This window comes from Paenibacillus sp. JZ16 (assembly GCF_015326965.1).
Classification (GTDB): Bacteria; Bacillota; Bacilli; order Paenibacillales; family Paenibacillaceae; genus Paenibacillus_AQ.
The window spans coordinates 3,383,521-3,409,004 of the sequence record NZ_CP017659.1; the positions used below are offsets into that span (position 1 = coordinate 3,383,521).

At 49.7% G+C, this 25,484-nt stretch carries 28 protein-coding genes; 6 read left to right on the forward strand and 22 right to left on the reverse strand.

Annotated features, from left to right (window positions below; translation table 11 throughout):
- Positions 1 to 139 precede the first annotated feature (139 nt).
- The 4 genes from BJP58_RS15515 to BJP58_RS15530 all read right to left on the reverse strand — a co-directional run bounded on the left by BJP58_RS15515 (position 140) and on the right by BJP58_RS15530 (position 2,332).
- Positions 140 to 331, reverse strand: coding sequence for a hypothetical protein (locus BJP58_RS15515; RefSeq protein WP_071219595.1), 192 nt, complete (start codon positions 329 to 331; stop codon positions 140 to 142).
- Positions 332 to 509: 178 nt separating this feature from the next.
- On the reverse strand, positions 510 to 1,148 hold the full coding sequence (locus BJP58_RS15520; RefSeq protein WP_194544577.1) for an MBL fold metallo-hydrolase: 639 nt from the start codon (positions 1,146 to 1,148) through the stop codon (positions 510 to 512).
- Positions 1,149 to 1,150: 2 nt separating this feature from the next.
- Complete coding sequence (locus BJP58_RS15525) at positions 1,151 to 1,717, reverse strand: thioredoxin family protein (RefSeq protein ID WP_194544578.1); 567 nt, start codon at positions 1,715 to 1,717, stop codon at positions 1,151 to 1,153.
- A gap of 3 nt (positions 1,718 to 1,720) precedes the next feature.
- Positions 1,721 to 2,332: an undecaprenyl phosphate transporter UptA gene (locus tag BJP58_RS15530; RefSeq protein ID WP_194544579.1), complete on the reverse strand. Its 612-nt coding sequence runs from the start codon at positions 2,330 to 2,332 to the stop codon at positions 1,721 to 1,723.
- 151 nt (positions 2,333 to 2,483) lie between these two features.
- On the opposite strand from BJP58_RS15530, the gene BJP58_RS15535 reads away from it, so the two are divergent.
- Positions 2,484 to 2,798, forward strand: coding sequence for a hypothetical protein (locus BJP58_RS15535; RefSeq protein ID WP_071219599.1), 315 nt, complete (start codon positions 2,484 to 2,486; stop codon positions 2,796 to 2,798).
- Between the two features lie 82 nt (positions 2,799 to 2,880).
- Here the strand turns inward: BJP58_RS15535 and BJP58_RS15540 are convergent, their stop codons facing one another.
- The 5 genes from BJP58_RS15540 to yyaC all read right to left on the reverse strand — a co-directional run bounded on the left by BJP58_RS15540 (position 2,881) and on the right by yyaC (position 9,016).
- Positions 2,881 to 5,082: an O-antigen ligase family protein gene (locus BJP58_RS15540; protein WP_233355084.1), complete on the reverse strand. Its 2,202-nt coding sequence runs from the start codon at positions 5,080 to 5,082 to the stop codon at positions 2,881 to 2,883.
- A gap of 253 nt (positions 5,083 to 5,335) precedes the next feature.
- On the reverse strand, positions 5,336 to 6,511 hold the full coding sequence (locus BJP58_RS15545; RefSeq protein ID WP_194544580.1) for a class I SAM-dependent methyltransferase: 1,176 nt from the start codon (positions 6,509 to 6,511) through the stop codon (positions 5,336 to 5,338).
- Positions 6,512 to 6,570: 59 nt separating this feature from the next.
- A complete protein-coding gene (locus BJP58_RS15550) occupies positions 6,571 to 7,284 on the reverse strand; it encodes a DUF6483 family protein (RefSeq protein WP_233355085.1) in 714 nt (237 codons plus the stop codon).
- A gap of 292 nt (positions 7,285 to 7,576) precedes the next feature.
- A complete protein-coding gene (locus BJP58_RS15555) occupies positions 7,577 to 8,368 on the reverse strand; it encodes an alpha/beta fold hydrolase (protein ID WP_194544581.1) in 792 nt (263 codons plus the stop codon).
- Positions 8,369 to 8,476: 108 nt separating this feature from the next.
- Positions 8,477 to 9,016, reverse strand: coding sequence for a spore protease YyaC (yyaC, locus tag BJP58_RS15560; RefSeq protein ID WP_194544582.1), 540 nt, complete (start codon positions 9,014 to 9,016; stop codon positions 8,477 to 8,479).
- A 184-nt stretch (positions 9,017 to 9,200) separates the two neighbouring features.
- Between yyaC and BJP58_RS15565 the strand changes: the two genes are divergently transcribed.
- A complete protein-coding gene (locus BJP58_RS15565) occupies positions 9,201 to 9,428 on the forward strand; it encodes a DUF1128 domain-containing protein (RefSeq protein ID WP_015737472.1) in 228 nt (75 codons plus the stop codon).
- An 80-nt stretch (positions 9,429 to 9,508) separates the two neighbouring features.
- On the opposite strand, the gene BJP58_RS15570 is transcribed toward BJP58_RS15565, so the two are convergent.
- Together BJP58_RS15570 and BJP58_RS15575 are read right to left on the reverse strand one after the other, a co-directional pair.
- Positions 9,509 to 10,225, reverse strand: coding sequence for a pirin family protein (locus BJP58_RS15570; protein WP_194544583.1), 717 nt, complete (start codon positions 10,223 to 10,225; stop codon positions 9,509 to 9,511).
- A 65-nt stretch (positions 10,226 to 10,290) separates the two neighbouring features.
- Positions 10,291 to 11,295, reverse strand: coding sequence for an asparaginase (locus BJP58_RS15575; RefSeq protein ID WP_194544584.1), 1,005 nt, complete (start codon positions 11,293 to 11,295; stop codon positions 10,291 to 10,293).
- Between the two features lie 283 nt (positions 11,296 to 11,578).
- On the opposite strand from BJP58_RS15575, the gene BJP58_RS15580 reads away from it, so the two are divergent.
- The 3 genes from BJP58_RS15580 to BJP58_RS15590 all read left to right on the forward strand — a co-directional run bounded on the left by BJP58_RS15580 (position 11,579) and on the right by BJP58_RS15590 (position 12,861).
- Entirely contained in the window at positions 11,579 to 11,836 is a 258-nt protein-coding gene (locus BJP58_RS15580) for a GlsB/YeaQ/YmgE family stress response membrane protein (protein ID WP_194544585.1), read from the forward strand.
- 47 nt (positions 11,837 to 11,883) lie between these two features.
- Entirely contained in the window at positions 11,884 to 12,294 is a 411-nt protein-coding gene (locus BJP58_RS15585) for a YtxH domain-containing protein (RefSeq protein WP_194544586.1), read from the forward strand.
- A 135-nt stretch (positions 12,295 to 12,429) separates the two neighbouring features.
- Positions 12,430 to 12,861: a DUF5665 domain-containing protein gene (locus BJP58_RS15590; protein ID WP_194544587.1), complete on the forward strand. Its 432-nt coding sequence runs from the start codon at positions 12,430 to 12,432 to the stop codon at positions 12,859 to 12,861.
- A gap of 92 nt (positions 12,862 to 12,953) precedes the next feature.
- Here BJP58_RS15590 and BJP58_RS15595 read toward each other — a convergent pair whose 3' ends face one another.
- The 11 genes from BJP58_RS15595 to BJP58_RS15645 form a co-directional block, all read right to left on the reverse strand.
- Entirely contained in the window at positions 12,954 to 13,931 is a 978-nt protein-coding gene (locus BJP58_RS15595) for a magnesium transporter CorA family protein (RefSeq protein WP_194544588.1), read from the reverse strand.
- 126 nt (positions 13,932 to 14,057) lie between these two features.
- On the reverse strand, positions 14,058 to 14,828 hold the full coding sequence (locus tag BJP58_RS15600) for a sigma-70 family RNA polymerase sigma factor (protein WP_009594120.1): 771 nt from the start codon (positions 14,826 to 14,828) through the stop codon (positions 14,058 to 14,060).
- On the reverse strand, positions 14,825 to 15,274 hold the full coding sequence (rsbW, locus tag BJP58_RS15605; protein ID WP_071219608.1) for an anti-sigma B factor RsbW: 450 nt from the start codon (positions 15,272 to 15,274) through the stop codon (positions 14,825 to 14,827). Before rsbW ends, BJP58_RS15600 begins: the two co-directional genes overlap by 4 nt.
- A 32-nt stretch (positions 15,275 to 15,306) precedes the next feature.
- Entirely contained in the window at positions 15,307 to 15,630 is a 324-nt protein-coding gene (locus BJP58_RS15610) for an STAS domain-containing protein (RefSeq protein ID WP_009594079.1), read from the reverse strand.
- A 112-nt stretch (positions 15,631 to 15,742) separates the two neighbouring features.
- On the reverse strand, positions 15,743 to 17,422 hold the full coding sequence (locus tag BJP58_RS15615) for a response regulator (RefSeq protein ID WP_194544589.1): 1,680 nt from the start codon (positions 17,420 to 17,422) through the stop codon (positions 15,743 to 15,745).
- A 19-nt stretch (positions 17,423 to 17,441) separates the two neighbouring features.
- Positions 17,442 to 18,296 (reverse strand): CheR family methyltransferase, encoded by an 855-nt coding sequence (locus BJP58_RS15620; RefSeq protein WP_371860449.1) that lies wholly within the window; start codon positions 18,294 to 18,296, stop codon positions 17,442 to 17,444.
- A 78-nt stretch (positions 18,297 to 18,374) separates the two neighbouring features.
- A complete protein-coding gene (locus BJP58_RS15625; RefSeq protein WP_194544590.1) occupies positions 18,375 to 22,034 on the reverse strand; it encodes a response regulator in 3,660 nt (1,219 codons plus the stop codon).
- Positions 22,031 to 23,206 carry a PP2C family protein-serine/threonine phosphatase gene (locus BJP58_RS15630; RefSeq protein ID WP_194544591.1) on the reverse strand — a complete coding sequence of 392 codons (1,176 nt, stop codon included), beginning with the start codon at positions 23,204 to 23,206 and terminating at the stop codon, positions 22,031 to 22,033. The genes BJP58_RS15625 and BJP58_RS15630 overlap by 4 nt, the downstream gene beginning before the upstream one ends.
- A gap of 255 nt (positions 23,207 to 23,461) precedes the next feature.
- On the reverse strand, positions 23,462 to 23,803 hold the full coding sequence (locus BJP58_RS15635) for a YflT domain-containing protein (RefSeq protein ID WP_194544592.1): 342 nt from the start codon (positions 23,801 to 23,803) through the stop codon (positions 23,462 to 23,464).
- Positions 23,804 to 23,890: 87 nt separating this feature from the next.
- On the reverse strand, positions 23,891 to 24,424 hold the full coding sequence (locus BJP58_RS15640) for a hypothetical protein (protein WP_194544593.1): 534 nt from the start codon (positions 24,422 to 24,424) through the stop codon (positions 23,891 to 23,893).
- 57 nt (positions 24,425 to 24,481) lie between these two features.
- Entirely contained in the window at positions 24,482 to 25,003 is a 522-nt protein-coding gene (locus BJP58_RS15645) for a DUF948 domain-containing protein (protein ID WP_194544594.1), read from the reverse strand.
- A 278-nt stretch (positions 25,004 to 25,281) separates the two neighbouring features.
- Between BJP58_RS15645 and BJP58_RS15650 the strand changes: the two genes are divergently transcribed.
- The gene (locus BJP58_RS15650; RefSeq protein WP_006212708.1) at positions 25,282 to 25,446 is read left to right on the forward strand and encodes a DUF1328 domain-containing protein; all 165 of its coding nucleotides are present in this window, start codon (positions 25,282 to 25,284) and stop codon (positions 25,444 to 25,446) included.
- The last annotated feature ends 38 nt before the right edge of the window (positions 25,447 to 25,484 follow it).

Below are 25,484 nucleotides of genomic sequence, written 5' to 3' on the forward strand. Positions count from 1 at the left end.
TAAAACCTATCATGACGGTAAGAAATTCATCGATATCTGTAAAAAACGCAAAAAAAAGCAGCCGACTAAAAATCGGCTGCCCTCTCCAATAGAAAGAATCCATTCAGTTCATGATGAGGGTGTCATGTTCGCATGTCATCTATTGATTAAATCGTATAACCTGCAGCCGATGATGCCATGGCTGCTGCGCGATCCCTTCATCCTTCACCAGCCTGTCCCAGACAACTGAGGATATTTCCGTCTGAATCTGCCGGTGGAACTCCGGTTGTCGATCAATCGCTTCGCTTCTTGTAACACTCCCGTTCAACAGCGATAGATGATCTTTCCTCACTGGCGTTTCCCCCTAATCACGTCCATGCCAAAAAACTCCCCATAAAATAAAAGAACGCAAACCGGGATGAATTCCACAGTCTGCGTGCTTCGCATGGGTAACAATTAATTAATCGTATTGTATCAATGATGTCCAGGTTTGTCCAGACAAAGTTTCCCGATTTATGTCGGAAGCTATCTTATCGTCTGGCAGGAACGTAAGGATTCCGCTGCTTTTCATAACCGATGGTTGTTCGAGGACCATGGCCGGAATACACAACGACCTCATCCGGGAAGGTATACAGCGTATTTTGAATGGAATCAATCAAATCACGTTCACGGCCTCCAGGAAGGTCCGTTCGCCCAACCCCAAGACGGAACAGCACATCGCCGGAAAACAGATCATTTCCACACTTAAAGCTTACACTTCCGGGGGAATGTCCCGGTGTATGAAAGACGCTGAAGGTATGTCCGATGAGCTGCAGCTCAAGTCCATCCGCCAAATCGTACTCAGCCGGCTCGGTGGACAGCGGTTCCGTTACCTGCGGCCACATCATCGAGCCGTTAAGCTTCGGATTGGACAGCCATTCACTCTCCAGGGTGTGCAGGTAAACAGGACAGCCCTTCAGCTTGCGGATCTCCTCAACGCCCCCCATGTGGTCGAAATGCGCATGGGTCAGCAGGATCGCTTCAATCTCCAAATCGGCTATTCGCTTCACAAGCGGCCCCGGGTTCATGCCAGGATCGATAATGATCGCTTTGCCTTCTACAGGCCCTGTCAGTAAATATGCATTCGTCTGAAGCGGTCCTAAATTAAAGGTCTCAATATGAAGTGTCATGATTAGAACCCTGACATCAGTTCACGCAATTCCTTAATGATGGCAGCGTGGAACTCATACCCTTCCCCGTAGGCTTGAATAATGCTTTGCCGCGCGACCGCAAGGTTGTCCTGATAGTCCGATGCTTCACGATCCGGATTGTTCTGCTTGAACTCAATCATAAACTTCTGAACATGCGCCGGACGCGGTCCCCACGTGCCGAGAACATGTCCCCCGGTATCCGAAATAATAACAACCGGAATGGAACGGGCACCCATGGTCAGGAACTGATCCATGACGTCCAGATTCTCTTCCATAATCAGCACTTCCGTCTCAATTCCCGCGGTCTCCATCGCGCGAAATACGACAGGGATATTGCGCGCAACATCGCCGCACCAATCCGCTGCCAGAATGAGGACCCGCAGATCATCCCTGAAATTGAGGCTTTCAAAAAACTCTTTATCCTCTTCATTCTCCCAGACAAACTGTTCATATCCTGCCTTGAACGTCTCCTGGTTCTTCTGCATGCCGTCCATAAATTGCTGTGGAGATATGCCTGTCCCCAAATGATTTGCCATATTCATACTCATTCGTTATTTCGACCTCGCCTTCGATGATTTTATCCATTTTATCAGAAAATAAAGAATCATGACGGCCAATGCCCCCAGCAGAATTTCCTGCACGTACGGACCTGCCTTCTCGTCAATATGCTCCCATTGATCGCCCAGAAGCAATCCGAGGTATAAGAATAATGCCGTCCATGGAATAACGGCTAGGGTGGTCAGCAGCGTAAACCTTCCCACAGGCATCTTGGATATGCCTGCCGGTATGGAAATCGCATGCCGTACCACCGGTACAAACCGTGCCGTAAATATAACGCCGGTACCATACTTGCCGAACCATTCTTCAGCGTAATCGATATGCTTCTTCTTAATCAATATGTACTTCCCGTACTTCTCCAAAAAGGGCCTGCCTCCGTAACGGCCGATCCAATAGATAAACAACTGTGCGAGCACGCCGCCAACGGTACCAAAAATCATGGCTCCGATAAAGTTAACTTCACCTAGGGATACCAGATAACCGCCATAGGCAAGTACAATCTCGCTTGGAATGACCTCCACCATTAAACCTATCATGATTCCAAAATAGCCCAGCTGCTGGATCCATTCAAACAATCGGCCTACAGCCTCGTATAAGAATTCCACGCTTGTCCCCCGCTTTCTTCCTGCGTTGATTTCTTATACTAGCCTATTCTAACACAGCTCAGGACATGCCTTCTACTGCGCCCAATTATAGGCGGCACAGTGACTTTCGCCCGTTTCGGGACATATGGTGAAGCAAAGGAGTGAGTTACGCATGCATTCTCCCCATGCCAAACAACCGGGCAGCAAGCCCCCCTCCCCGCGCGGTATACGGCGGGCCTGCAGCAAAGAATTATACCGCACGACCAAACGTCTCAAGCTGTACCTTCCTCCGGAATCCTTGAAGCAAGGCGAAGAATTGTATTACCGGAAGGTGATAGGCAATTTGATCTGGATCCACGAAAACTACAGCAATAAGAAGCTTTTGTGCGACTGGTGGGAAAAGGAAGTCTGCGGCGAACTGGCCGAGCTATGGGAGGTTCCGGAACGTCAGTTGGCCTCGGCCTTCCGGGATGCCTTCGGCGGATAACATTGCCCTTCCTTGTACTAGCAACTATCCTGAACGGGCAGGCACGCGATAAGCCGCTATAGATTGCGACACACGATTCAAGTTAGCGGCGGGCGGGGATATCTGCCTGTTCAGGCTGCCTTGCCGCATGCTTTCGTGCTCCTCCCCCATTCAACGTTTTTTCCAATCGGGTGGTTTGCCTTACCGCAAGTATAGACAGATCGAATTCCCGGTCATTCCGATGAGAATCCATCTCACGAAGATTTGCCGCAAGGGAACGATAGCGCTTCAAGATATTTAACCCGGTCCGGGCCGCTTCAACCGAGCTGACGGATTCTCCTGCCGTCCGGTGCCAATCTGCGAGGGAAGCCAGCTTCAGCACGGCTCGGGTTTGTTTGACATCATTGAACCGATCCCGATTGATGGCCGCTAGATACCAAGCTGCCGCCTCTTCCGATTGGCCTCGGAGCGAGTAAGCCTCTGCCAGCTTCCAGCTCAGCTCCGGGTGATTCGGTGCATACACCAAACTTCGCTTCAGCTGCGGGATTCGCTGGCTTGGGGGAAGCCAATCCGCCAGGCTCAATGTTGCCTCCGTGTTGGCGGGGTTCCACTTTAACGAGGATTGAAGGAGCGCTATTTGCGCTCCGGGCGGTTCCGAAGCGGCCCATCGCTCTTTGACCTCGCTGATGACCAGCGCAGCAGCGAGAAGAACCCAGACCGCGAGCAGAATGATCGCCGTAACCCGGAGCAGTGACAGCGACTGTAACGGCGGATATTCCCGCTTCGTTTTATAAACAGCTAGCCGCTTCCTCCCTATTTTGAACCGTTTGCGTCTTTGAGTTGTATGAGGTCCGTTTTGCACTTCCCGACCAGAAGGAGTCGTAGCGAAGCCCATTACCGTAAGCCACAACAGCAGCAGCCATACCAGCCCAAAGCTCCAGTCAAAATCCACAGCCGCGTGCACGATCAGCACGAGGACAGCGGGCATGAGCCGAGAGCTCACAGCAATAAGCCTTGCCACCATAAAGCTAACCAAAACAAGGACAAGCAGCAGCCCGATCACTCCCGTATTCAGCAGGATATCCATATATCCGCTGTGCACCTCGGCACCCACGTAGGGCTGGGACTGCATGGCAAGGTAGGACTGCCGCCACGTCTCCCCACCACGTCCCAGCCACAGCGACGACCGGGCCAGCTGCCACGCGTCGCTGTATAGGAGGCGGCGCGCGCTCAGCGTTGCCGCGCCGCCGAGGGTCCGATCCTGCACCTGATGCAGGATCACCGCTCCGGCTGCGGCAGCCAGCAGCGCCGCAGCGCCCAGGGCCCCTGGCGCGGCATGCCGCCGCCGCGGGCCCCCGCTGTGCCGCCAGCGGCACAGCAGCTGGCCGGCGAGGACACCGCCGGCCCAAAGCCCGGCCAGCCACAGCAGGCCGGGCAGCACCGCCGGAGCCAGCTTGGCATCAGCCAGCTGGCGGTACAGCAGCGCCGCGCTCGCCAATGGCGCGGCTGCGGCCACCAGGAGCGGCGCGAAGGCACGCCGCTCCTTAGCGAAGCCGGCCGCGCACGCGAGTGCGGCCGCGAGCCAGGCGCCGCGCGACTCCGTCAGGAGCAGCGCGGCAGTGTAGGGCAGCAGCGGCAGCAGGGCAGCCGCTGCGCGGAGCGTGCCCGTCCGGGTCCGCAGGACGGGCGGCAGCGCGAACAGCCGCTCCAGCAGGAAGGCGGCCATCACGGCCCCGAACGTGTTCGGGTACTGAAGCAGGCCGCCAAGCCTCGCGCCGGACGCGCTGATGTTCGCATCCGCCGTATGATAGATCCCATACGGCAGCTCCAAAAGCCCATACACGGCAAGCAAAGCACTCCCGCACAGCACAGCGCCCAACAGATGCCAGCCTATTTGCATCAAACGTAAGCCGTCACCTGTACGGCTTATACGCCAGGCAACAGCTGTAAAAGAGGCATAACTTCCCCACAGGATGATCTCCTTCATCGTGCCTTCCAGTGAGAGCGGTCGCCCGATCCCATGAAGCACATACATGAGAATCATTCCGCAGATGCACCCCAATACCACTCGCAACCCTTTATCTAAATTAACCAAGCCAGAAGATATCATGCCAGTGCCAGGAATTCCCCAGCCTTGGATTCCATCATGCCGTTTAGCTGCCATCATAAGCAGCAGAAGCATCCCAAACCCTGCTCCGACCCCATAGACATCCCCGTCAAAAAACATTCCGCTCCGGATACCTGCCACAAAGACAAGTGCAATCAGCATCATCCCGCAAATACGATGCAGGGTCCTCCATGCCATGAACCAGCGCCCCCGTTCCGATGCATAACCATTCCCCCGGCTGCTCCTTGCAAGGCATCCGTCCTTCGTGGCCAAACCATCTATTAGCATTGTGGGCAAGGACATACGTTGTTATTCTTGAAGCAGCGTCGGGGAACTCATCAGCGCTATAAGGCCGCTTGCCCCCCGAAGTTTATACTTTCTGACTATCTAAAAAAGCGATGAAAATGCAGTCGCACTTTCATCGCTTTTTCCGGAATCGGCATGATGTATTTTACGTATCCGGCAGCAAGTCCTTGCACGCCCGTTCAAGATATGGAGAGGCGCTTAAAAAATCGCGGAACGCGGTATATTCCTGCCACAGCTTATCCCGATCTCCCGCAGAACCGCTAACCGCCCGGATCAATATATTCTTCGGAGTATGTTCCATATCAATAAACTCCAGCAGCTGCGTCTTGTAACCCATCAGATCGAGGAGCTTGGCTCGAATGGCGTCCGTGGCAAGGGCCGAGAAGCGTTCCTTCAATATACCGTGGGACAGCAGCGGCTCCATCACGGGGCTTTGGACTTGGGAGAACAGCTCATGCTGGCAGCAAGGCACCGACAGAATGACTGAAGCGCCCCAACGAACCGCTTTTTCCAGCGCAGCGTCTGTTGCCGTATCGCATGCATGCAGCGTGACCACCATATCCACCTGCTCCAGTTCGTCATATTCCGCAATGTCCCCGACAAGAAACTGCAATTGGGTGTAATTCAGTTTTTTCGCCAGCATACTGCAGTGTTCGATGACATCCGCCTTGAGATCCAAACCGACAATATTCAGCTTTCTGCGCGCGGTTACCGCCAAATAGTGATATAAAGCGAAGGTCAGATAGGATTTGCCGCAGCCAAAATCAACGATCGTCAGTGGACGGTCCTCCGGGAGGTGGGGAAGCACATCCTCAACCATCTCCAAAAACCGGTTGATCTGTTTGAACTTATCGTATCGGCGGGCAAATACTTTGCCCTCTTCACTCATGATGCCGAGTTCCACCAGAAACGGAACAGGCTCTCCCTCTTCAAGGATATATGTCTTTTTCCGGTTATGGGACAAATCCGTTTTTGTCTTGGAGGGGGATTTGGTCAGAATCGAAACCTTGTATTTCTTCGAGATCAGAACCTGATAGTCCGCTTCCGGCGTATACATCATCGCTTGCCGGAATACATTCTCGAACATGTCAACCAGCACGGCCTCCGCCTCATCGGCCGGCACGTTCTGATGGGTGACTTTGGTTCCGGAATAATAGGCAAACTGATAGTGCAGCTTGTTCTTGAGCTCTACGGGCTTAACCGTTACTTTGCTGTAGGTCATGCCTTCCCGCTTGCGGAGCTGGCTTAGCGTAGCTGTGATCAATGATCCTTCTTCCATGATGTTGTGAATCAATTTTCTTAATGCATCCAAAAGGTACATCTCGCTTTCTTTATATGATAGACAGGTTAATCCCGCTTAGGTCAACGACTTGTCGCCTTTCACCGCTTCATGCGGAAAACGACGCTTAAGCTCATCCATTCCTTCGTGGACTTCCTCCAGCGGAAGCCCCCCTTCGCCAAATCCTCAGGCAGCTTCAGCTGCAATCTTTGATAGAACTGCACAGCTTCGCCATATTCCATCTTGCCATTATCCAGCAGTTGGTAGAGGGTGTTCTCCGCTTCTGCGTACATCCCCTGCTGCTCCGTATACGCATAGTAATCCCGCATTGCTGTTTCTGTCCATGCATACGACCTTAAACGTTCTCTCACCATACCGATCCGTTCCGTCAACCCGATCAGCTTCAAATCCGCTCCTTGCAGGGCCGACTTCAAATATAGCTGAAAGACCTTGGTATAGAGCATAACGGCTTCTTCTTCACGCTCCAGCTCAAGCAGCAGGGATGCTTCCTCTTCCATTAGCCTGGCGGCGCTTTGCAGCTTGTCCGCTTCCAGATAACCGTGACTGCGAAATAGCTGCTCAATATCGGCAGCGGACAATGAGCGAAGCAGCTCTGAATTCAACCGGAACTGTCGTTTGAAGAGCTCATCCAGCTCCCATAGCGCTTCTGTGTGCTTGCGCTCCTGCTTAAGCGAAAACACCTTGGCAATCATCTGTGTCATATCCTCAATTAGCCGCACGAGATAATCCCTGCGAAACATACGCGCACCCCCAACCTGCATCCATGTCAGATGCAGCGTATTCCTGATCTTCATCTTTACTATACTGCGTTCAGCTGCCAAGAAACCAAGAAGGAATGCCGGGGCAGCCTTTAGCGAATCATCCTTTACAAGAGAGAAATTTGCCGGTTCAAACTCAAGCCGGATCACGATTAAATTGTAGGCTATCCGGGGCCAGAATTCCAGTTCCCGACCTCCCCCTCCCATTCTCGCTCTACTTCGGCCGGCCAAGCATACGAGGTATGGCGCGTCTGGGCACAAAATAAATGAACGGATATCCCGCTAGGGGGTATCCGTTCATTATAAACTATTGAAAGATTCTCATGCGTTATTCATTCGTAAGCCGTCCCATGAAAGAAGTGATGACCTCGCCGAGCTTCTCCGGCGTCTCCATCATACTCATATGTCCTGCGCCCTCGATTACATATTGAGTCACGTTGTCATGGTCTGTCGTAAAGGTACGCTCTGCCGGAATCAATCCGTCCTTCTCCCCTGCTACCAGCAGGATAGGCAGCGTGGACGCGGAGAGCACATCGCGTCGGTCCGGACGCTCACGCATCGCCAGCGCCGCTCCGATTGCTCCCTGAGGTGGCGTTAGATAGCCTATCTCCTTCGCCCGCTGAATACATTCCGGTTTGTTATCCTTCGTATCCGGAGCGAATAAGCCGGGCACCAATCCGTCAACAAAAGCCGTAATGCCCTCCCCTTGGATGGTGCTGACCGCCTGCACCCTCTTCTCCTTCGCTTCGTCCGAATCCGGGTAGCCTGTGGAATGAATCAGGCCAAAGGCGTTCAAACGAGAAGCGTAACGCTGGGCAAAGGAGAGCGTGATATATCCTCCAAGGGAATGACCGAGTAACGCTGCCTTCGGAATGTCGAGCTCATCCATCAATAGCAGTACATCGTCTGCCATCTGTTCAATGGTATACGATCCCATCGGTGCATCAGACCGCCCGTGACCACGGAGATCCGGTACAATGACTCTGAAGCCTTGAAGAAATGGCAGTACCTGTTCCCAGTAGGCGGAGCTTCCACAGAAACCGTGAAGCAGAATGATCGGCTCACCTTGTCCCTGATCAACATAACAAATCGTGCTGCCGTTGCATTGTACTTTTTCCATAGCGATACCCTTCTTTCTATTCAGCGGATGCCATGTGATAGACACCCATTATTTTATAAAGAATGATCTATTATTAAACAAAAACAACCCCGGCTGAAACGCCATGTCTTACGGCCTAAGGCCAAAGGCAATAGCGGCTTGCTTCGCTATCTGCTCCGCCATCCCCATGACTTGGTATAAGGACGTCACTTGAAGAGTCCAATACGGCTTCGGTCCATGGACGTTCACAACCGCTGCCACGCTATAATCCCCCACTGCCGGAAGCCTCCCGCCGACGGACTGGGCAGGCGTCAGTGGACCCTCGCATGTAAAGAAATATCCGACTGACGAGGATTGTCCCAAGCATGCATCAATGGCAATAATCGACTTATCCTCAGGTATGCCTTGAAGTCTTGCCTCAAGATTAAAAGCGTCACACGGTTCGGGCAGCGTCCCGATCACATGCGGGACACCGTATTCCGAGAGCCGGCTTCCTGTTAGCGGTCCGAGTGCATCTCCTGTGGAACGGTCAGTGCCAATACATAAAAATACGATGCTATCCAGCGCATGCCGCTGCGAAATCGTCCGAAAAAAATCCGCCAGTTCATGCCCCGACATTTTAGCTTTTACAGCCTGTACGCCTGGCGTCTTGCCGGCTTGTTCGCTCATGACGGACCTCCTCCTTGATTACATCGCTTAAAACCTTGCTTTTTACAGCCTAAAAAACCTTTTTTTCCTGATTTTAACCTATCTCTGTCTCCGATGGCAAAAACATTGGTCGAGCCGCACGGTAACATGGTACAATACAGGGATGAAAATCGTAAATCCGCCTATGAGAGGATGGTGTTAATCCATGGATTTGAGTGAAAAATCACAAGCTAATGTCGAGTATATGATTGAACAGATTAAAACCAAGCTTCGGATGGCTACAGGTGCTGCCATGCAAGCCTCCGCCTTCTCGGTTAACCAATATGATGATATTTATGATTTGTACGATATGGTCATGAATAAGCAAAACCTGAGTATATCGGAAGTGGAAGCAGTTGTATCGGAGCTCGGGCAGCTGCGCGGGAACCAGTAGATCATCATTAGCCCTTTTATAGCAAAGCCCCCGGAACTTCGCTGATCCAAGCGATGTTCCGGGGGCTTTGTTGTCCTTCTCTACGGCATATCGATCATCACCACTTCCGAGATCCCCTTACTTGAGTTCCCTCGAAATGTCAGCTCATGACGCCGCTGTATCCTGGCGGCATCACCCGCAGTAATATCAAACTTGCCGTCTTCCGACGATATTTCGACTTGACCGCTAATGACGTACAGGTGCATTCTCCGATCCCCTGCCAGGCTGTACGTCAGTTCTTGTCCTGTCTCCAGTATGGTACTGTATATCACAACATCCAGCGATTGGGGCAAGCTGGATTCACCATGGCCCGACCCGATGATCGGAAGCATCTGGTTCAACCGCTCTTCCTGTGTAAAATCGCTTTGATGGTGACTGGTCTCAAGGTCCGGCTCCGCAGGTAGAAACCACATTTCCAGGTAGCGTACGTCCTCGGACGAGGCATTTTTCTCTGCATGGTACACGCCAGTGCCTGTATTCACGACATGAATCGAACCGGGAGTCAGCTCGATTTCTTTCCCTGTATCATCTTCATACGTTAACGAGCCTTCCAGCACCAAATGGACAATGATCAAATCATGATGAAACCTTCGATCAAAACCCTCCATCGGTTTAAGCATATATTCATTATGCGCCAGTAAGCTTCCAAAATGCTCGTTATGCGGATCCGTATAATCCTCGAATGAAAAGCTGAATTCACTATGAATACCGTCTTTATGGGTAGTATGTCTTTCCGCTGCCGTCATGATCTTAATCATGGCCGGTCACCTCCGCCTTTTTTACTAATCAATACCCCGGCGGTTTCCGGTCTAATCAGTCATGCTTAAGCACCGTTCAGCATAAACGCGGTTTCCACCCTGCCTACTTTCAGGCCCTCATCGTTGCATAAATCTTTGGGATACGCGGATTTCAAGCGGTCGATGGTTATTTTGTTGCTATACCCGATTTGCTCCAATATGGACTCCGCTACCCAGCCCCATTCTTCTTCTGATCCATCTGCAATTTTGAACGAAATGCCGAGCCGCTCCTTCTTCAGACCTAAGCAGTACACGCCTTTAAATCCTCCTTTGGCCACAATATTATCGTCTTCCAAGAGAAGGGTGTCCACCTTTTGATTTCCTGCCACCATATAGGGAGATGCGTGCATGGCCTCCGTGATTCGGATGACCGCCCTTTTTGTTGGCTCATCCTCGATAAGGTCCGGGGATGCAAGCTTCATATAGGCTGTAGCCAAAGCGCGAAGCGGCATGGCGAATACCGGCAGGCCGCAACCGTCCGTTCCCAATCGGATATCAGAGGGAGCCAGTCCCGACAAATAGGAGACCGTCTTAAGGATCTCCTGCTGCAGTGGATGTTCCGGCTGATCGTATCCGAGCAGCGGGTACCCTTTCATCTGACAATAGGCCAACATGCCATAATGCTTCCCGGAGCAATTATGGAACCATTTGCTCTTGTTTCTCTGGTCTCGCAGAAGAGCCTCTTTATTTTTCTCATCCAGCGGCCAGCTCGATGCGCAAACCATGTAAGCTTCACTAATATTGACCTTGCGGGCAAAGCCTTCCAATACTTCGGTATGAGCCGGCTCCGCCCGATGCGAAGCCGTCATGATCGCGATTTCCTTATCCGTCAGCCCATAATGGTCAGCAAGCCCGCCACGGATGGAGGGGATTGCCTGCATCGGCTTGGCCGAAGAACGCGTAAATGCGACATATTCCGGATCTCCCGCGTATGCCTGTATGCTTCCTTGTTCATTAACAATACATATATGTCCATTGTGGACGCACTCCAATATGTCCGCCCGATATTCCTTCACTAATACAGTATCCATGTTAAATAACTCCTTCTATAACCGTCTGTGACCGTATTCCTGTCTTAAAAACCTGTGTATATCTGGTACCTATAATCCTCGATAATTCCGGGATTGTTGCAAATCTGTATTCAGTATAGTACAAAAATCTGCAAATAACAGCAGGCGATCATTCCGTAGGGGACGGACACTTCATTTTATCTCCCGTTTAACGTTGTCCTGTTTCACGATGTGGCCTTAGGTTTAATTACGAGATAAGCAAGCCCACTCGAAAAACATTGCTCTTTAAAAAGGAGGCGATCGTATGTGGGGAATCATCATCAGCATCGTAATGGCAATCATCATCGGGATCATCGGGGATGCGCTGGCTGGTCATGAAATGCCGGGCGGAATTATCGGGTCCATGATCGCTGGTTTCGTAGGCGCATGGCTCGGACCATGGCTCTTCGGAGCATGGGGGCCTGTCATCGGCGGATTTGCCATTGTGCCCGCTATCATCGGTACAGCTATCTTCGTATTCTTGCTCGGTCTTGCTGCCAAGCTATTTAGACGTACAGCCTGATTCTCGTGTCTATATTCTTTTTATATTAACTAAAAGGAGTGAAAGTTATGAATCACACAGAACAAGAACATCCAGTACAAAGCGGTTCCACATTTTTCAAAGGTGCTTTCATCGGCGCCCTGGTCGGAGCGGCGGCAGCTCTGTTGTTCGCTCCGAAGCCAGGCCGCGAACTGCGCGGGGATTTGTCCGAGAAACTGAGCGTGGTAACGGATAAAACGAAGGAAGTTGCTTACACCGTAGGCGATAAAGCTTCTGAGCTTGCAAAAACCGTGGGCACCAAAGCCTCCGATGTGATGGCCACCGTGAATGAAGGCCGCCAAAGCATTATGTCCAGCGTCAAGGAAGCATCGGCAGACGTGTCCAGCGAGGTTTCAAATGCTTCCAAAGACGTAAAGGATAAAGCGATGGACACCTCTTCCGATGTCAGCCGTGAAATGAAATCGACAACGAATGTTTAATTCGTGAGGTCACGAATAGCCAGCTGACACAGCTGGCTATTTTTGTGCCAGATCGTGCCAGTCAGCTTGTAAAGCATCATATGGATTGATAAGTGAAATGAAACGGCGTTTCTGCCTGGAAAGCGGGGATATCTTATGAGTAAAGCGAACCCATATCATAGCCGCTCTAGCTTCTCGACCCGGAGCGGCGATCGTTCGAGACAACGCGATGAGCCACGAAAGGAATCCGAAATAAGCAAGGAAAGACGCTCCCGGGAAGCGGATGATATCCAGGAGCATCCCTTTGAACTGCGTCACGAAGTGAAGAAACTAAACACCCGTCTGGACAAAATTGCCACCACACTGGAGAAATCCGAAATGAAGGACATGATCGAGAATTACATGAATCCCAAGAAACGCATCATTGCCAACCTCACAGCCGGACTATCCAGGGGACTTGGCTTAACCCTTGGCACGGCACTTGTGCTGGGTCTTCTGGGTTACATTCTCAGCTTCTTTGTCAACGTACCGATGATCGGGGATTTCATCTCGGATTTGCAAGGATATATTGATCAATCCCGATCCTAGTGTATCTTTAACGCATGCAAACGCCCGGTGCCTATAAAGGTCACCGGGCGTTGTGATCATTGTTGCCGCCATTCATGGATCACCATTATGCCTCAAAGATTTTTATTGCTGGACTTTACTTGAAGCAGGTCTCCCGTCCATCCCTTCGCACGCATCCAAAGATACATGCCTCCCGTCCACAGTAGGGTAAAACCGCTGATTACCGTAAATCCCCAGAACGTCTTAATGGCGGGCAAATTTTCAAAGTTCATCCCCCAGATGGCTCCGACCACGGTTGCGGGTGTGAGCACAACCGTAAAAATCGTCAGTGTCTTCATAATTTCATTGCCGCGGAACGCGGAGATTGCATCGTCTATCGAAACCAGCGTATCGATTTCGCGCTCATAATGATGAATCAGCTTCTCCATTCTTTCCACTCGATGTAGGAGCTGTTGAAACGAGCGACTGCTATCCAGCTCGCCATGATACCCTTCTTTTGCTGCAGCGATCAGCTCCTGAAAAGGAATAAACAAATTGCTCCACTCCAACAGCTCAAACCGGGACGTTAGAATGCTGTCCATTAAGGACTTCCGGTTGCGCGTACGCATATCACTTTCGACAAGACGCAGGTTATGCTCGAATTGATCCATTCCCGCATGGTAATAATGCAAAATGGTCCGAGCCAGCACAAACATGCCGTCGACGGGCTTTTGGCATTGATGAAGCATGGAAGCTCTTTCGGACTTAGCCATCACGCTTCGGGTATGGTCATCCAAATTGATGGTGATCAGCACTTGGTCGTCCGTATAGAAATAGAACTGTTCCGACTTGTAATGATCGGCATCATCCGTAACCTTATAAAGCATGGTTCCCATAATAACCGGCTCCACCCCATCCTTGAATCGGACGGATAAGTAGTTTCGTTCCTTTAACGTCGACGCCTGATCGAACCATTCGGCTGTATAAGGATAGCGTGTCCGAAGTTCACCGATCCAGGAGGATTGCCAGTTATCCGTTCGAACATCGTACCACTTCCATCCCCCTGCAAAAGAATAAATATCCTGACCTTCCATCCTATCCGGCCCCAGCATGTTTTACTGACACTCCCTTCTGTAAATACAAATCGCAAGGTTTCAAAAAGGCACGCTTTCCCGTAATGAGGAAGCGTGCCTTATGTTGCTATACGTCTGTTACTGTTACTACGAGGCTTGTCCATATCAGTAAGAAGAATTAGACATGATCTGCTTCAGTTTTTCCGTTGCACGCTTCTGTATACGTGAGACACTCATTTGCGACACGCCTAACCTCTGAGCGATAGCTCTCTGGGACTGTCCCTCCTGAAATGCCAGCAATAGCACCTTCTGCTCTTGCTCCTTCAACTGGCTCATCGCCTGCTGAAGATCCATGCGCTTCTCAACGGAATCAAAATCATTCACATCCGAACTGATTAGCTCTCCAAGCGTCGCTCCGGTTTCTTCCTGGGATAAAGGGGAATCCAATGATACATAATGATAGCATTCACGTCCGGCCAACACTTCGACCGTTTCCTCAACGGAAAGATCCAAGTAGGATGCGATCTCATTCACATCGGGAGATCTCTCCAGCTTCACCATTAATTCATCTATCGCCTGCTGAACCAAGGCACCCTTTTCCTTGATCCGCCTTGGTACTTGAATGTACCATGATTTATCGCGGAGAAAGTTTTTCATATGACCGATCATGCTTTTCATGGCATAGGGCTCAAACGGAATCCCCAGGCTGATGTCATATTGCTGCAGAAGACGAATTAATGCCATTTGGCCAACCTGATACAAATCCTCGTACAGGTCGGGCCGATTCCGGGCAATCTTGCCTGCCGCCATTTTGACCATCGGTTCATATTTCTTAATCAGCACCGTTGCGATATCGTTATCTTTCGTTTGCTGATATTGTTCAATTAAATGAACTGCTTCATCTCTGGACTCTTGGGGAGTCGCTTTATCACTCATACGGGCTCCTCGCTTCTTGCGAGACGCTTCGTCAGCGTGACCTCGGTTCCCTTTCCAGCCTGGTTTGTCACGCTTACCTCATCCATAAGCGCCTCCATCAGGTAGAAGCCTAGTCCTCCGATTTGGACCTCGCTGAGATCTTTATCATGAAGCGTACGGTTGCCAACCGCTCCCATACTGTCGAAACTCTCCCCTTCGTCTCGGACCGTGATGGATAGCGAATCGCTGGTCACTTGAAATAAAACCTCTACCATTCCGCCTTCCTGACTATAAGCATACAAGACCGAGTTATTACAGGCCTCCGACACCGCAACCTTCATATCTTCAATCTCTTCATAGGAAAAGCCCATCTTAGAAGCTATTCCATACAGATTCAGTCTTACAATATCCACGTATTCAGCACTGGCAGGCAAATTAAGCGTTACTCTTTGAACATCTGAATTCATTCTTTTCGATCCTTTCCTATTGGGAATTCTTCTTACGACTGAAAGAACTTCGCAATACCCGTCATATCGAACAGCTTTTGAATTTGCGGCGGAACTTCCTCGACTGCAAAGCGTGCTTCCATGCCATGTCTGGCTTTCAGTATCGACAGAAGAATACCAATACCCGTACTATCAATATATGTCATGTCCTTCATGTTGACGATCAAGTCTACTTCGGAATTGCCGACAAGAGGCTCCATCACTAATCGAAAATCAGGAGCGACGGACAGATCAAGTTCACCGCTCAGAAATACCGTGCATACGCCCTCGTTCATCTGGGTCTTAGCATTGAACTTATCATTCGTTTTTGTATTCATAGACACTCTCTCCCAATCATTTGTTTTCCCTTTACATAACCCGTTATCTGGCTTGTTGAAACAGGTTAAAGAGGGTTATGGGCACGCTAATATATGGAAATCGGTTTCTGTACTAACCGTTGATGATGCGAACAGGGCTTGCGGGCATATCCCATCCTTCCGGTTCTACCGGTACATACCGGGATATCAGGTGCTTCACACAGCTGATTTTTACCGGCTTGCTGATATATTCATTCATACCCGCGTCAAAGCAGCGCTTCTGAATCCCGTCCATCACATTCGCCGTCATCGCAACCAGAACGGGAGCCTCAGCTTCCGGCTTCATCTGGCGGATCAGTCGCGCCGCCTCAAGACCATCCATTACAGGCATCTGCAAATCCATGAAGATCATGTCGTAGACTTTAGGACCTGCAACCATCTCAACTGCCTGTCTGCCGTCCTCCGCCATATCCGCTTTCATCCCCATCTTTTCCAGCATACTGTCCATCAGTTTTCGATTAATCGGATGATCGTCCACAATCAGGATGTTCGGTTGCCTCTCCCCATGCACACGATATTTTGCCGAACGCTCCTCTTCCCGGAGTCGTTGATGCTCTTCCTCATGTGTATGAACGCAGATCGTAAATACGAAAGTGGCTCCCTTGCCTTCCTTGGACTCCACCGCGATCTCTCCGCCCATCATCTGTACGAGCGATTTACAGATTGCCAGCCCCAGTCCTGTTCCACCGTACCGCCTTGTCATTGAGGAATCCAACTGAGAGAACGGCTTGAACAAGCGATCGATTTTTTCGGATGAGATACCAATTCCCGTATCCTTCACCGTGAATTCAAGGGTTAATCGGTCTTCTTCAGCTTGGGCAAGCGAGACAACCAAATACACACCACCCTCATTGGTAAACTTCACGGCATTGGATACCAGATTCACCAATACTTGACGAAGGCGTCCCATATCCCCGAATACGATCGCAGGAATTTGATCCTCAATGTAATACGTGAGCTCCAGATTCTTCTTGGAGGCTTCTCCGGAGAACAAACCAAACACTTCCTGAACGCAGGACTTGAGATCAAACGGATATTCCTCCAGCTCCATTTTGCCTGATTCCATCTTGGAGAAATCCAGAATGTCATTAATGATGTTAACCAAGGCATCCGCACTGTTTCGGATAATGGCTGCATATTCCCGCTGCTCATCCTGAAGATCGCTGTCCATCAGCAAATCAATCATCCCGATGACGCCATTCATCGGCGTACGGATCTCATGACTCATCATCGCCAGAAATTCCGTTTTGGCTTTGGCGGCAATCTCCGCTTCTTCCTTGGCCAGCACAAGCTCTTGATTAATTTTTTCAAGCTCCTGGGTCTTCTGATGCAATTGCATGGACTGAATCTTCAGCCTGTTATTGGTCCGGTACATATCGACAAAACCCTCGATCTTGGATTTCAAGATTTGAGGGATAAAGGGTTTAACCATATAGTCGATTGCTCCTGCGGAATATCCTGCAAAAAGATGCTCCGCGTCCTTGCTGTTCGCGGAAATGAATATAATCGGAATATCCTTCGTCTTGTCTCTCGCCTTGATCAGCCTTGCTGTTTCGATACCGTCCATGCCGGGCATTTGTACATCAAGAACAATCACGGCAAAATCATACTTCAAGAGATATCTTAAAGCCTCTTCCCCCGAAGTAGCTTTAATTAGCGTGTATTGTTCGCTGTCCAGAACAGCTTCGAGCGCAAGTAAGTTTTCAGGGCGGTCATCTACCAACAGAATATGAATCGGTTCGTGAAACCCCATGAGATCCTCCTACAAAACTCTATTTAATCTTCCGGTATATTTTCTCCACCCGGTCCAGCGTCTCATAAGCTTCACTATAATTCGTAAAGTGTATGGACTCTTTAGAACCCAGTACGAGAATACCAAAATGGCTTAGACTCTCGTGAAATAATCCGTGTACGTGATCCCTCAGCTGATCATTAAAATAAATCATGACATTCCGGCAAAAAATCACATTAAACTCGTTAAAGGAACGGTCTGTTGCCAGATTATGCTCGGCAAATATCATGTTTTTCTTCAAAAACGGTTGGAAAATAACCGAGTTGTACTTCGCTGTATAATATTCGGAGAACGAGCGGGTACCGCCCGCCTCCATATAATTCTTGGTATATTGCTTCATGCGTTTGATGTCGAATACGCCTTCCTTGGCCTGCTGGAGCGAACGCGAATTCATGTCCGTCGCATAAATCCGGGACTTCTCATACAATCCCTCTTCATGAAGCAAAATGGCCATGGAATACACTTCTTCTCCGGTCGAACAGCCTGCATGCCAAATCCGTATATAAGGATACGTACGAAGCAATGGAACTACAGACTGCCTGAATGTCAGGAATAGCTTCGGATCCCTGAACATTTCCGTAACCGGAATCGATAGATTATATATAAGCCGCTCAAAACAAGAACGGTCGTGAAGCACTTTATCCTGTAGGGCTGATATGGTGGACACGCCCTCGGCATGAACATGATGCCAGATTCTCCGCCTCAATGAGGGAATGGCGTAATTGCGAAAATCGTAACCATAGAATCGATGAATACCTTCCAAAAGAAGCTCAATCTCGATCTGTTCCAGCTCACGTTCGCTTTCCTCTGTCAACAACAGTTGTTCTGATTCCATATGGTCACTAGATGACATCACGCTTGCACCGCTTTCCCCGTGTTTATTTGCTACTTGTACTTTACCCACAAAAGCGGCTTACGAATACAACCAAACCCTCATAAGCGAAAGAAGTTGCTCCGTTTGTATCGGTTTCTTCATATAATCGGAAGCTCCCGCTTCAATACATTTTGCACGATCCTCTTTCATGGCTTTGGCTGTCAGGGCAATAATCGGCAGTTTCTCGAATTCCGGCATTTCGCGTAAACGTCGCATCGCCTCATATCCGTCCATCTCCGGCATCATCATATCCATTAACACCAGATCAAATTCCGGATGATCCTGAAGCAGCTCAATGGCTTCCTTGCCGTTTTCCGCAAAGGTGACTTCCATATTGTAGCCCTCCAGCACGCTGGAGAGAGCAAACACGTTGCGGATATCATCGTCCACCAGCAGAATCTTCTTGCCTTCAAACAGCTCTTCCTTATTGTGCAGCTTCTGCAGGATTTTGCGTTTATCTTCCGGCAAATCAGCCTCGACCCGATGGAGGAACAGCGTCGTTTCATCCAGAAGCCGCTCTGGCGATTTCACGTCTTTGATGATGATCGACTCCGCATATTTGCGAAGCTGCATCTCTTCCTTCGAATCAAGATCCTTGCCTGTATAAATAATGATCGGCAGATCCACCAGGTTCTCGTCATCGCGGATCTGATCCAGCAGCTCAAAGCCTGTCATGTCCGTTAGCATCAGATCAAGCACCATGCAATCATAGCGCTGTTTGCGAAGCTCACTGAGCGCTTCGGCGCCTGTGGATGCCGCCGTAATCGATACATCGTCATGACCAATCAATTCAATGATCGAATTCCGCTGAATGTCGTCATCCTCAACAATCAGGAGATGTTTCATCGATTTTTCCGCATAGGATTCGATATGCGTAAACGCGTCCTCCAGCGCTTCTCTCGATGACGGCTTCTTCAAGTAAGCGATCGCACCCATCATTAATCCTTGCTTCACTTCATCCACGACGGAAATGACATGCACTGGAATGTGGCGCGTAACCGCAGAGCTCTTCAGTTCGCCCATGACAGACCAGCCGTCAATAACCGGAAGCTGGATATCTAGGATAATGGCATCCGGTTTGTACGACTTGGCCATCTCCAGACCGATATCCCCCTGCAATGCAACCAAGGCCTTGAAGCCGCGGCCTCTGGCCATATCCAGAAGAATTCTGGCAAACTTCACATCATCCTCAATGATAAGCAAGACTTTATCTGTCGGTCCGAGCTGATCGCGATCGTCATCCACCTGTATGGATGGCTGAACCTCTTTTGAAATCATCTTCGCTTTCGGTACGATCAGATTACTCTCCGTTGGTGCCTCAATTGCTGCAGCTGCTTCCTGATTACTCTCTACCAAATCCGGATGGCTGGATGGCAGGAAGAGCGTAAAGCAGCTTCCCTTACCTTCTTCCGATTCAACCAGAATGCCCCCGCCCAGCAGACGGGAAAGCTCGCGGCTGATAGATAAACCAAGCCCGGTTCCCCCGTATTTACGACTGGTTGTGCCGTCTACCTGCTGGAAGGCTTCAAAGATCAGATCCGTTTTATCCGCCGGGATACCGATTCCGGTATCTCTGACAGCAAAGGCCACATAATCCGCTTCGGCATTCAGGTAAAGCGGAAGCTTCTCCTTGTCGGCCTTTTCCACATGCAGCTCGACGGAGCCGCTATTGGTAAACTTGAAGGCATTCGACAACAGATTGCGAAGAATTTGCTTCACGCGATGGCTGTCCGTGACAATGCTCTGCGGAATATCTTCACTGATATGCACACCCAGGTCAATATGCTTGCGTGATGCCACGGCGGCAAAGTTCTGCTCCACGAAGGCTTCAATATCCGGAAGCTGAACGTCCTCATAATGGATCTCCATCTTCCCGGCATCCACTTTGGACAGATCTAGAATCTCATCGATCATTTTGAGCAGATCGGAGCCCGACATGTATATGGTCTGTGCATATTCAATCTGTTTATTGCTCAGATTTCCATCCTTATTCTCCGACAACAGCTGTGATAAAATCAGCAGACTGTTAAGCGGGGTCCGCAGCTCGTGAGACATATTAGCCATGAATTCCGACTTATACTTCGTTGTAATGGAAAGCTGCTTCGCTTGCTGCTCAAGCTGCATTCTCGCCTTCTCGATCTCATCGTTCTTCTCTTCCACTTCCTGCACCTGTTCCTCAAGCGCACGCGTCTTGGCAACAAGCTCGGTATTGTAATGCTCCAACTCTTCCTGCTGGCGCTGCAGCAAGTCCTCGGAACGCTTGAGGGCATTGGTTTGCTCCTCCAGATTTTCGTTGGTGCGGCGAAGCTCTTCTTGCTGGGTCTGCAGCTCTTCCGATTGAACCTGAAGTTCTTCGGTCATGGCCTGCGATTCGCGCAGCAGCTGCTCTACCCGCAGACGGCCTGTAATATTGTTCAGAATGATGCCAAGCGATTGACTCAGCTGAGATAAAAGCTGCTCCTGCAGTGAAGTTGTTTCTTCAAAGGCTGCCAACTCAACAACACCCAACACTTCATTCTCAAACAGAATCGGATAGATCACGACGGATACCGGCTTCGATGATCCCCAAGCGGATTCCACATTCATGAAATCTTCCGGCGCGCTTTTCAGTACGATCGGTTTCTTATCGAGCGCAGCTTGACCTACAAGCCCTTCCCCGATCATGAAGGAAATCTTCGGCTCTTCGCCGCCTTCATGGGCGTAAGAACCTTTCATCTCCAACTTATTCGGATGTTTGTCTTCTTGACGAATATAGATAGCTCCATAATGAGCACCCAAAATCGGCGTAAATTCGCTGATAAACCGCTGACCGACTTCCTCCAAGGAATTGATCCCCTCCAAAAGCTCCGTGACTCTGGCCATATTCGAGTTGAGCCAGGACTGATCACGCTGGGCCTGGAGATAGGTTTCCTCGATGCGCTGCTTCTCGATAATATCTTCGGACAGGTCTTTAAATACCCGGGCCACATCGCCAAACTCATCCTTGGACGTAACTTTAATACGACGGATCGCCTTCAATCTGCCTTCTCCAAAGCTCTTCAACATCATGGAGACTACGTTGATGCCCCGGGTAATGCTTGGAAGAATCCATAGAATGACCAGCATTCCTAATAACAAACCGCCAGCCATGAGATAGATAAACATTTGGACAGAGCGGTCATATGCTGCTGTCGCTGCTGTTATATCATCATTGATCTTCTGGTTCTCGTAGCTGCTAAGCTCGTTCAAACTCATCAGCATCTCTTCCTGGACAGATTGTCCGGTCGAATTACGGAGCAGGTTAGCTTCCGTTGCGTTGCTCTTTGCCAGCAGCTCCAGTGTCTTATTTTGATAAACGATATATTGATTCACCGCACGCTCAATCCGGACTAACAATTGCTGCTCTTCCGCAGCATTTGCACTTTCTTTGATCGCTTGAAAATACGTTTGAGCTCGTGCTGTCATCGTTTCCAGTTCCTGTTCGGACACAGCAAACGTAGACTGGTCATTGCTCAAGATCATGTTCGTAAGCTCTCGTGCCATATCGTTGACTTCTCCGCGCATTGCGCTGGAGTTTCGTACCTTTTGGTAGCGATCCTGATAGATCTGGTTCAATTGGTCGTTCATATAACTGATTCGGTCATAACCAATCAAGGTCAGAACCAGCATGAGCGCCAGCAAAGTCGTAAAACCAATGACTAACTTGCTCCTAAGCTTCATTGATTGGTTTCCTCTCCTTTTTTAAGAGATATCCAAACCAGGCATTTATCGTCCTCTCGCTCCTGCGATGGATCATCCACAAAATATTGCTTCTTCATCTCATCTTCTCTCCAATGATGAGGGCCTCCCAAATGCTCCTTCAGATAATCCAGCTTCTCGTCATGACCGCCCTCCACCAGTTCGAGCAGGCCGTCCGTATACATAACCAAATGTCCTTCGCCTTCATATTGAAAGCTTCTTGGCTCCATGTCTTCGATCCGGTCAAACAATCCCACCGGGCAGCAGCCTTGATCCAGGGTCATCACATCCCCGCTCTCCTGAAAGAAGAGAGCCGGCGGATGCCCTGCGTTGACGTAGTCCACCCGCTTTAAACGGGTATCCACAACAAGATAGATCGCTGTAAAATAGTACTGTATCAGCTGTTCGCCGAGGTTTAACTGATTGAACCTGCGGTTCAATTCCTGAACCACCTTCTCCGGTTCGACATAAGTCGTCACCGTGTCCTTCAGAACCGAAGCGATGAACATACAAAATAGGGACGAAGTAATCCCGTGTCCCATCATATCCAGCAGAATCACGCCATAACGACCATCACCAAGCGGGTACCATGCGTACAAATCTCCCGCAAGCTCCGCCGAGGGCTGGTACAGCGCATGAATTTCAAGCTGATCATCTTCAATTGGTAAGCTCAATACGGCATTCTGTACCATGGCCGCAAGCTTCAATTCAGCCTGGACCCGCTGTTCTCTCTCAATATGCCAGTCTTTCTCATGCTTCAACCGGAGCGCCAGGCGTATGCGTGCCATCAGCTCTACCTTGTTGATCGGTTTCGTTACGTAATCGGCGGCACCGGCATCCAGCGCTTCGGCCAGCTTCTTGGAATCCCCAACGGCGGTAACCATAATGATCGGTATATCTTTCAAATGCTCGTACTGCTGAACTATACGGCATGCTTCTATTCCATCCATCTCGGGCATCATCATATCAAGCAGGATCAGATCGATGTCTGATCTCCGGGGATGGAGTTCTTGGCTGCGATCGCCGATCCCCAAATGCTCCAGCATTTCCAGGGCTGAAGATGCAGATAGAGTGTTCTGGTAATTTTCCTTCTTTAAGATTTCTCGGATAATAATGACGTTAGTCGGATTGTCATCTACGATTAATATTCTCATTGCCCTCTCCCTTAACGTTTCGGATTATACGATAGAAATCCTTTTCCTACTATTATACTATAATAGTCCTCTAATCAATTGCCATAGAAAAAGGTTCTAAATCTTGAATCTTCCACTTTTACTAGGTATATGGAACATTCTTTTAAAACATAGATAAGGAATGAGACGTCTATGGTCTCATTCCTTATCTATGTTTTAAGTCCTATAACGCCTACCATCGATGCTGTCATAAAGCTGAACTTCGTTGCTATATCATCAATCTTTTTTAGCGATAACAAGTACTTTGCCTAGATCCAGCTGTTTCTCATAGAATCCAGCCTCGGCCTCCGTGAAGCCAAGCGATACGATTTTGGCGCGGAGCTCATCGCCGCGGGACCGGAACAAATTCGCAAAGGCGTCAAACACGCCTTCTTCCTTGATGCCTACGTTATTCGCATCGGATGCATCCACGATCCGGCTTGTCTTATCCGAATCATGAGCCAATACATAAATCCGATCCTGATCGTAACCGGACTGCCGCAGGTTCTGCACCTCCTGAACCGCTTGTGTACCATTCTCAACGACTTTGGCATATGACTTCGTATTGGTAAATTCCATTGTGAAAACCTCCCCTAATAGTGTAAAACCTCGATTTAGGTTATAGTCCATTTGTTATTAACCTTATTTCTTAAGGTTGAAACAAATTCAGTCGCTATAATCGAAAAATAAATCAATCCCTGCAATTTCGCCGGAGTCCCGGTCAATAAATACCTTAAGCGCTTGATGGTTCTCAAGGTACACATCCCCGTCCTCCGCTTTGAAATACGGCTTACCCAGTGATGCCCTAATTTGATCGGTTGTCATACCAATACGCTGGTCTTCAACCTGAAAGGATACGGCAGAGGGCTTCACACGAACATATTCCGTGTAGCCGTTGCGGACCCCAATCTCCATATCTTTGTAATCCAGCTTGGTAATTCCGGTCAGCTCTTCATACTCAATTCGAGCCGGCGTTCCCAGCTTCCGAATGACATCGTGCTTGTTATCCGTTAGCGAAATCCCGTTTAAAGTTCCATAGCTCTCCGTAGAGTTGTCGCTGGTTTGTGCTTGTCCAACATCCGAAGCGGCATAAATTATAGGCGGTGGCGACATCCCGGCAGAAGGCTGCGGCTCTGCCACAGCACCCCCACCTCCGGAGTAAATCAAGAGCCCTACCATCAACAGTGCGACATTCCACATGCGACCTCCTCCTTTCTTCAGCTGTCGGAGCTATACCCGGGTTTAGCTTTCTTACGTTTATCTGGCTTTTTGGCGACGGAAGCTGTTCCACAGACCAACCGCTGTATCCACGTAGGTTAACCAGTTCCGACCGCGTGACTTTTCTTGCGCTTCCGTGTTCTGATATACCGCATCATAGGACTGGAACGTACGATCCTGAGCCGTCAAAGGCACTTCCATACGGGCAGGCTGCTCTTTCTTCTGCTCCATCCGGGATTGCTTAAAGCGGCTAACCATGCCGGAGGATACCTGCTTCACCGCATAGGTGACCTCGCTTAAAGCTTCTCCCAGATTCTTGACGGTATCCAGTACCGGATCGATCTGTCTCATCTTATGCTGAACGTCCACCGTAATATCGTTCGTATTCCGGATGGTCTGCTTCACTTCATAAGTCAATTCGTCCACCGTCTTTTGAACATCCTGAAGGGTTTCGGTTACCTTTTCGAGCGATTGTGTCGCAGCCTTTAATGTCTTGATTAAAAAGAAAACCAGAACCGCAAATGCTACGGCAATAATGGCAACACTGATTTGGGTTAGCATGCGTTGTCCCTCACTTTCAAGTATGTTGGTTTCGGATACGCAATAGTTACCCTATCCCCCAGTCCACGAAACAAAGAGATCCCTGCCAATAATGCCATTGTCCTACAGCTTGTTTCATCCCCTGCCAACCCGGTTAAAGAACACTACGAAGGGCGCTGTTGGCAACGGCTAAGCGGCTCCCTACCGAGCTTCAAATTGGATATGTGCCGCTTCTTGGAGCATCATGAGACTACATGCCTATGTCCAATAAAATCGATGAAGAAAGCAGGGTGAATAGGATGTTAAAATGGTCCGTAATTTTTCTAGTTGTTGCACTGATTGCAGGGATCTTTGGCTTCTTCGGCATCGTTGAGGCTGCAGCCAGCATTGCGAAGGTGCTGTTCTTCATCTTCGTTGTCCTGTTTGTGATCTCTCTCTTTACCGGACGCAGACGAAGTATGTGACGCTGTCGCATACTAAAGCCCATGCATTGAATATACAC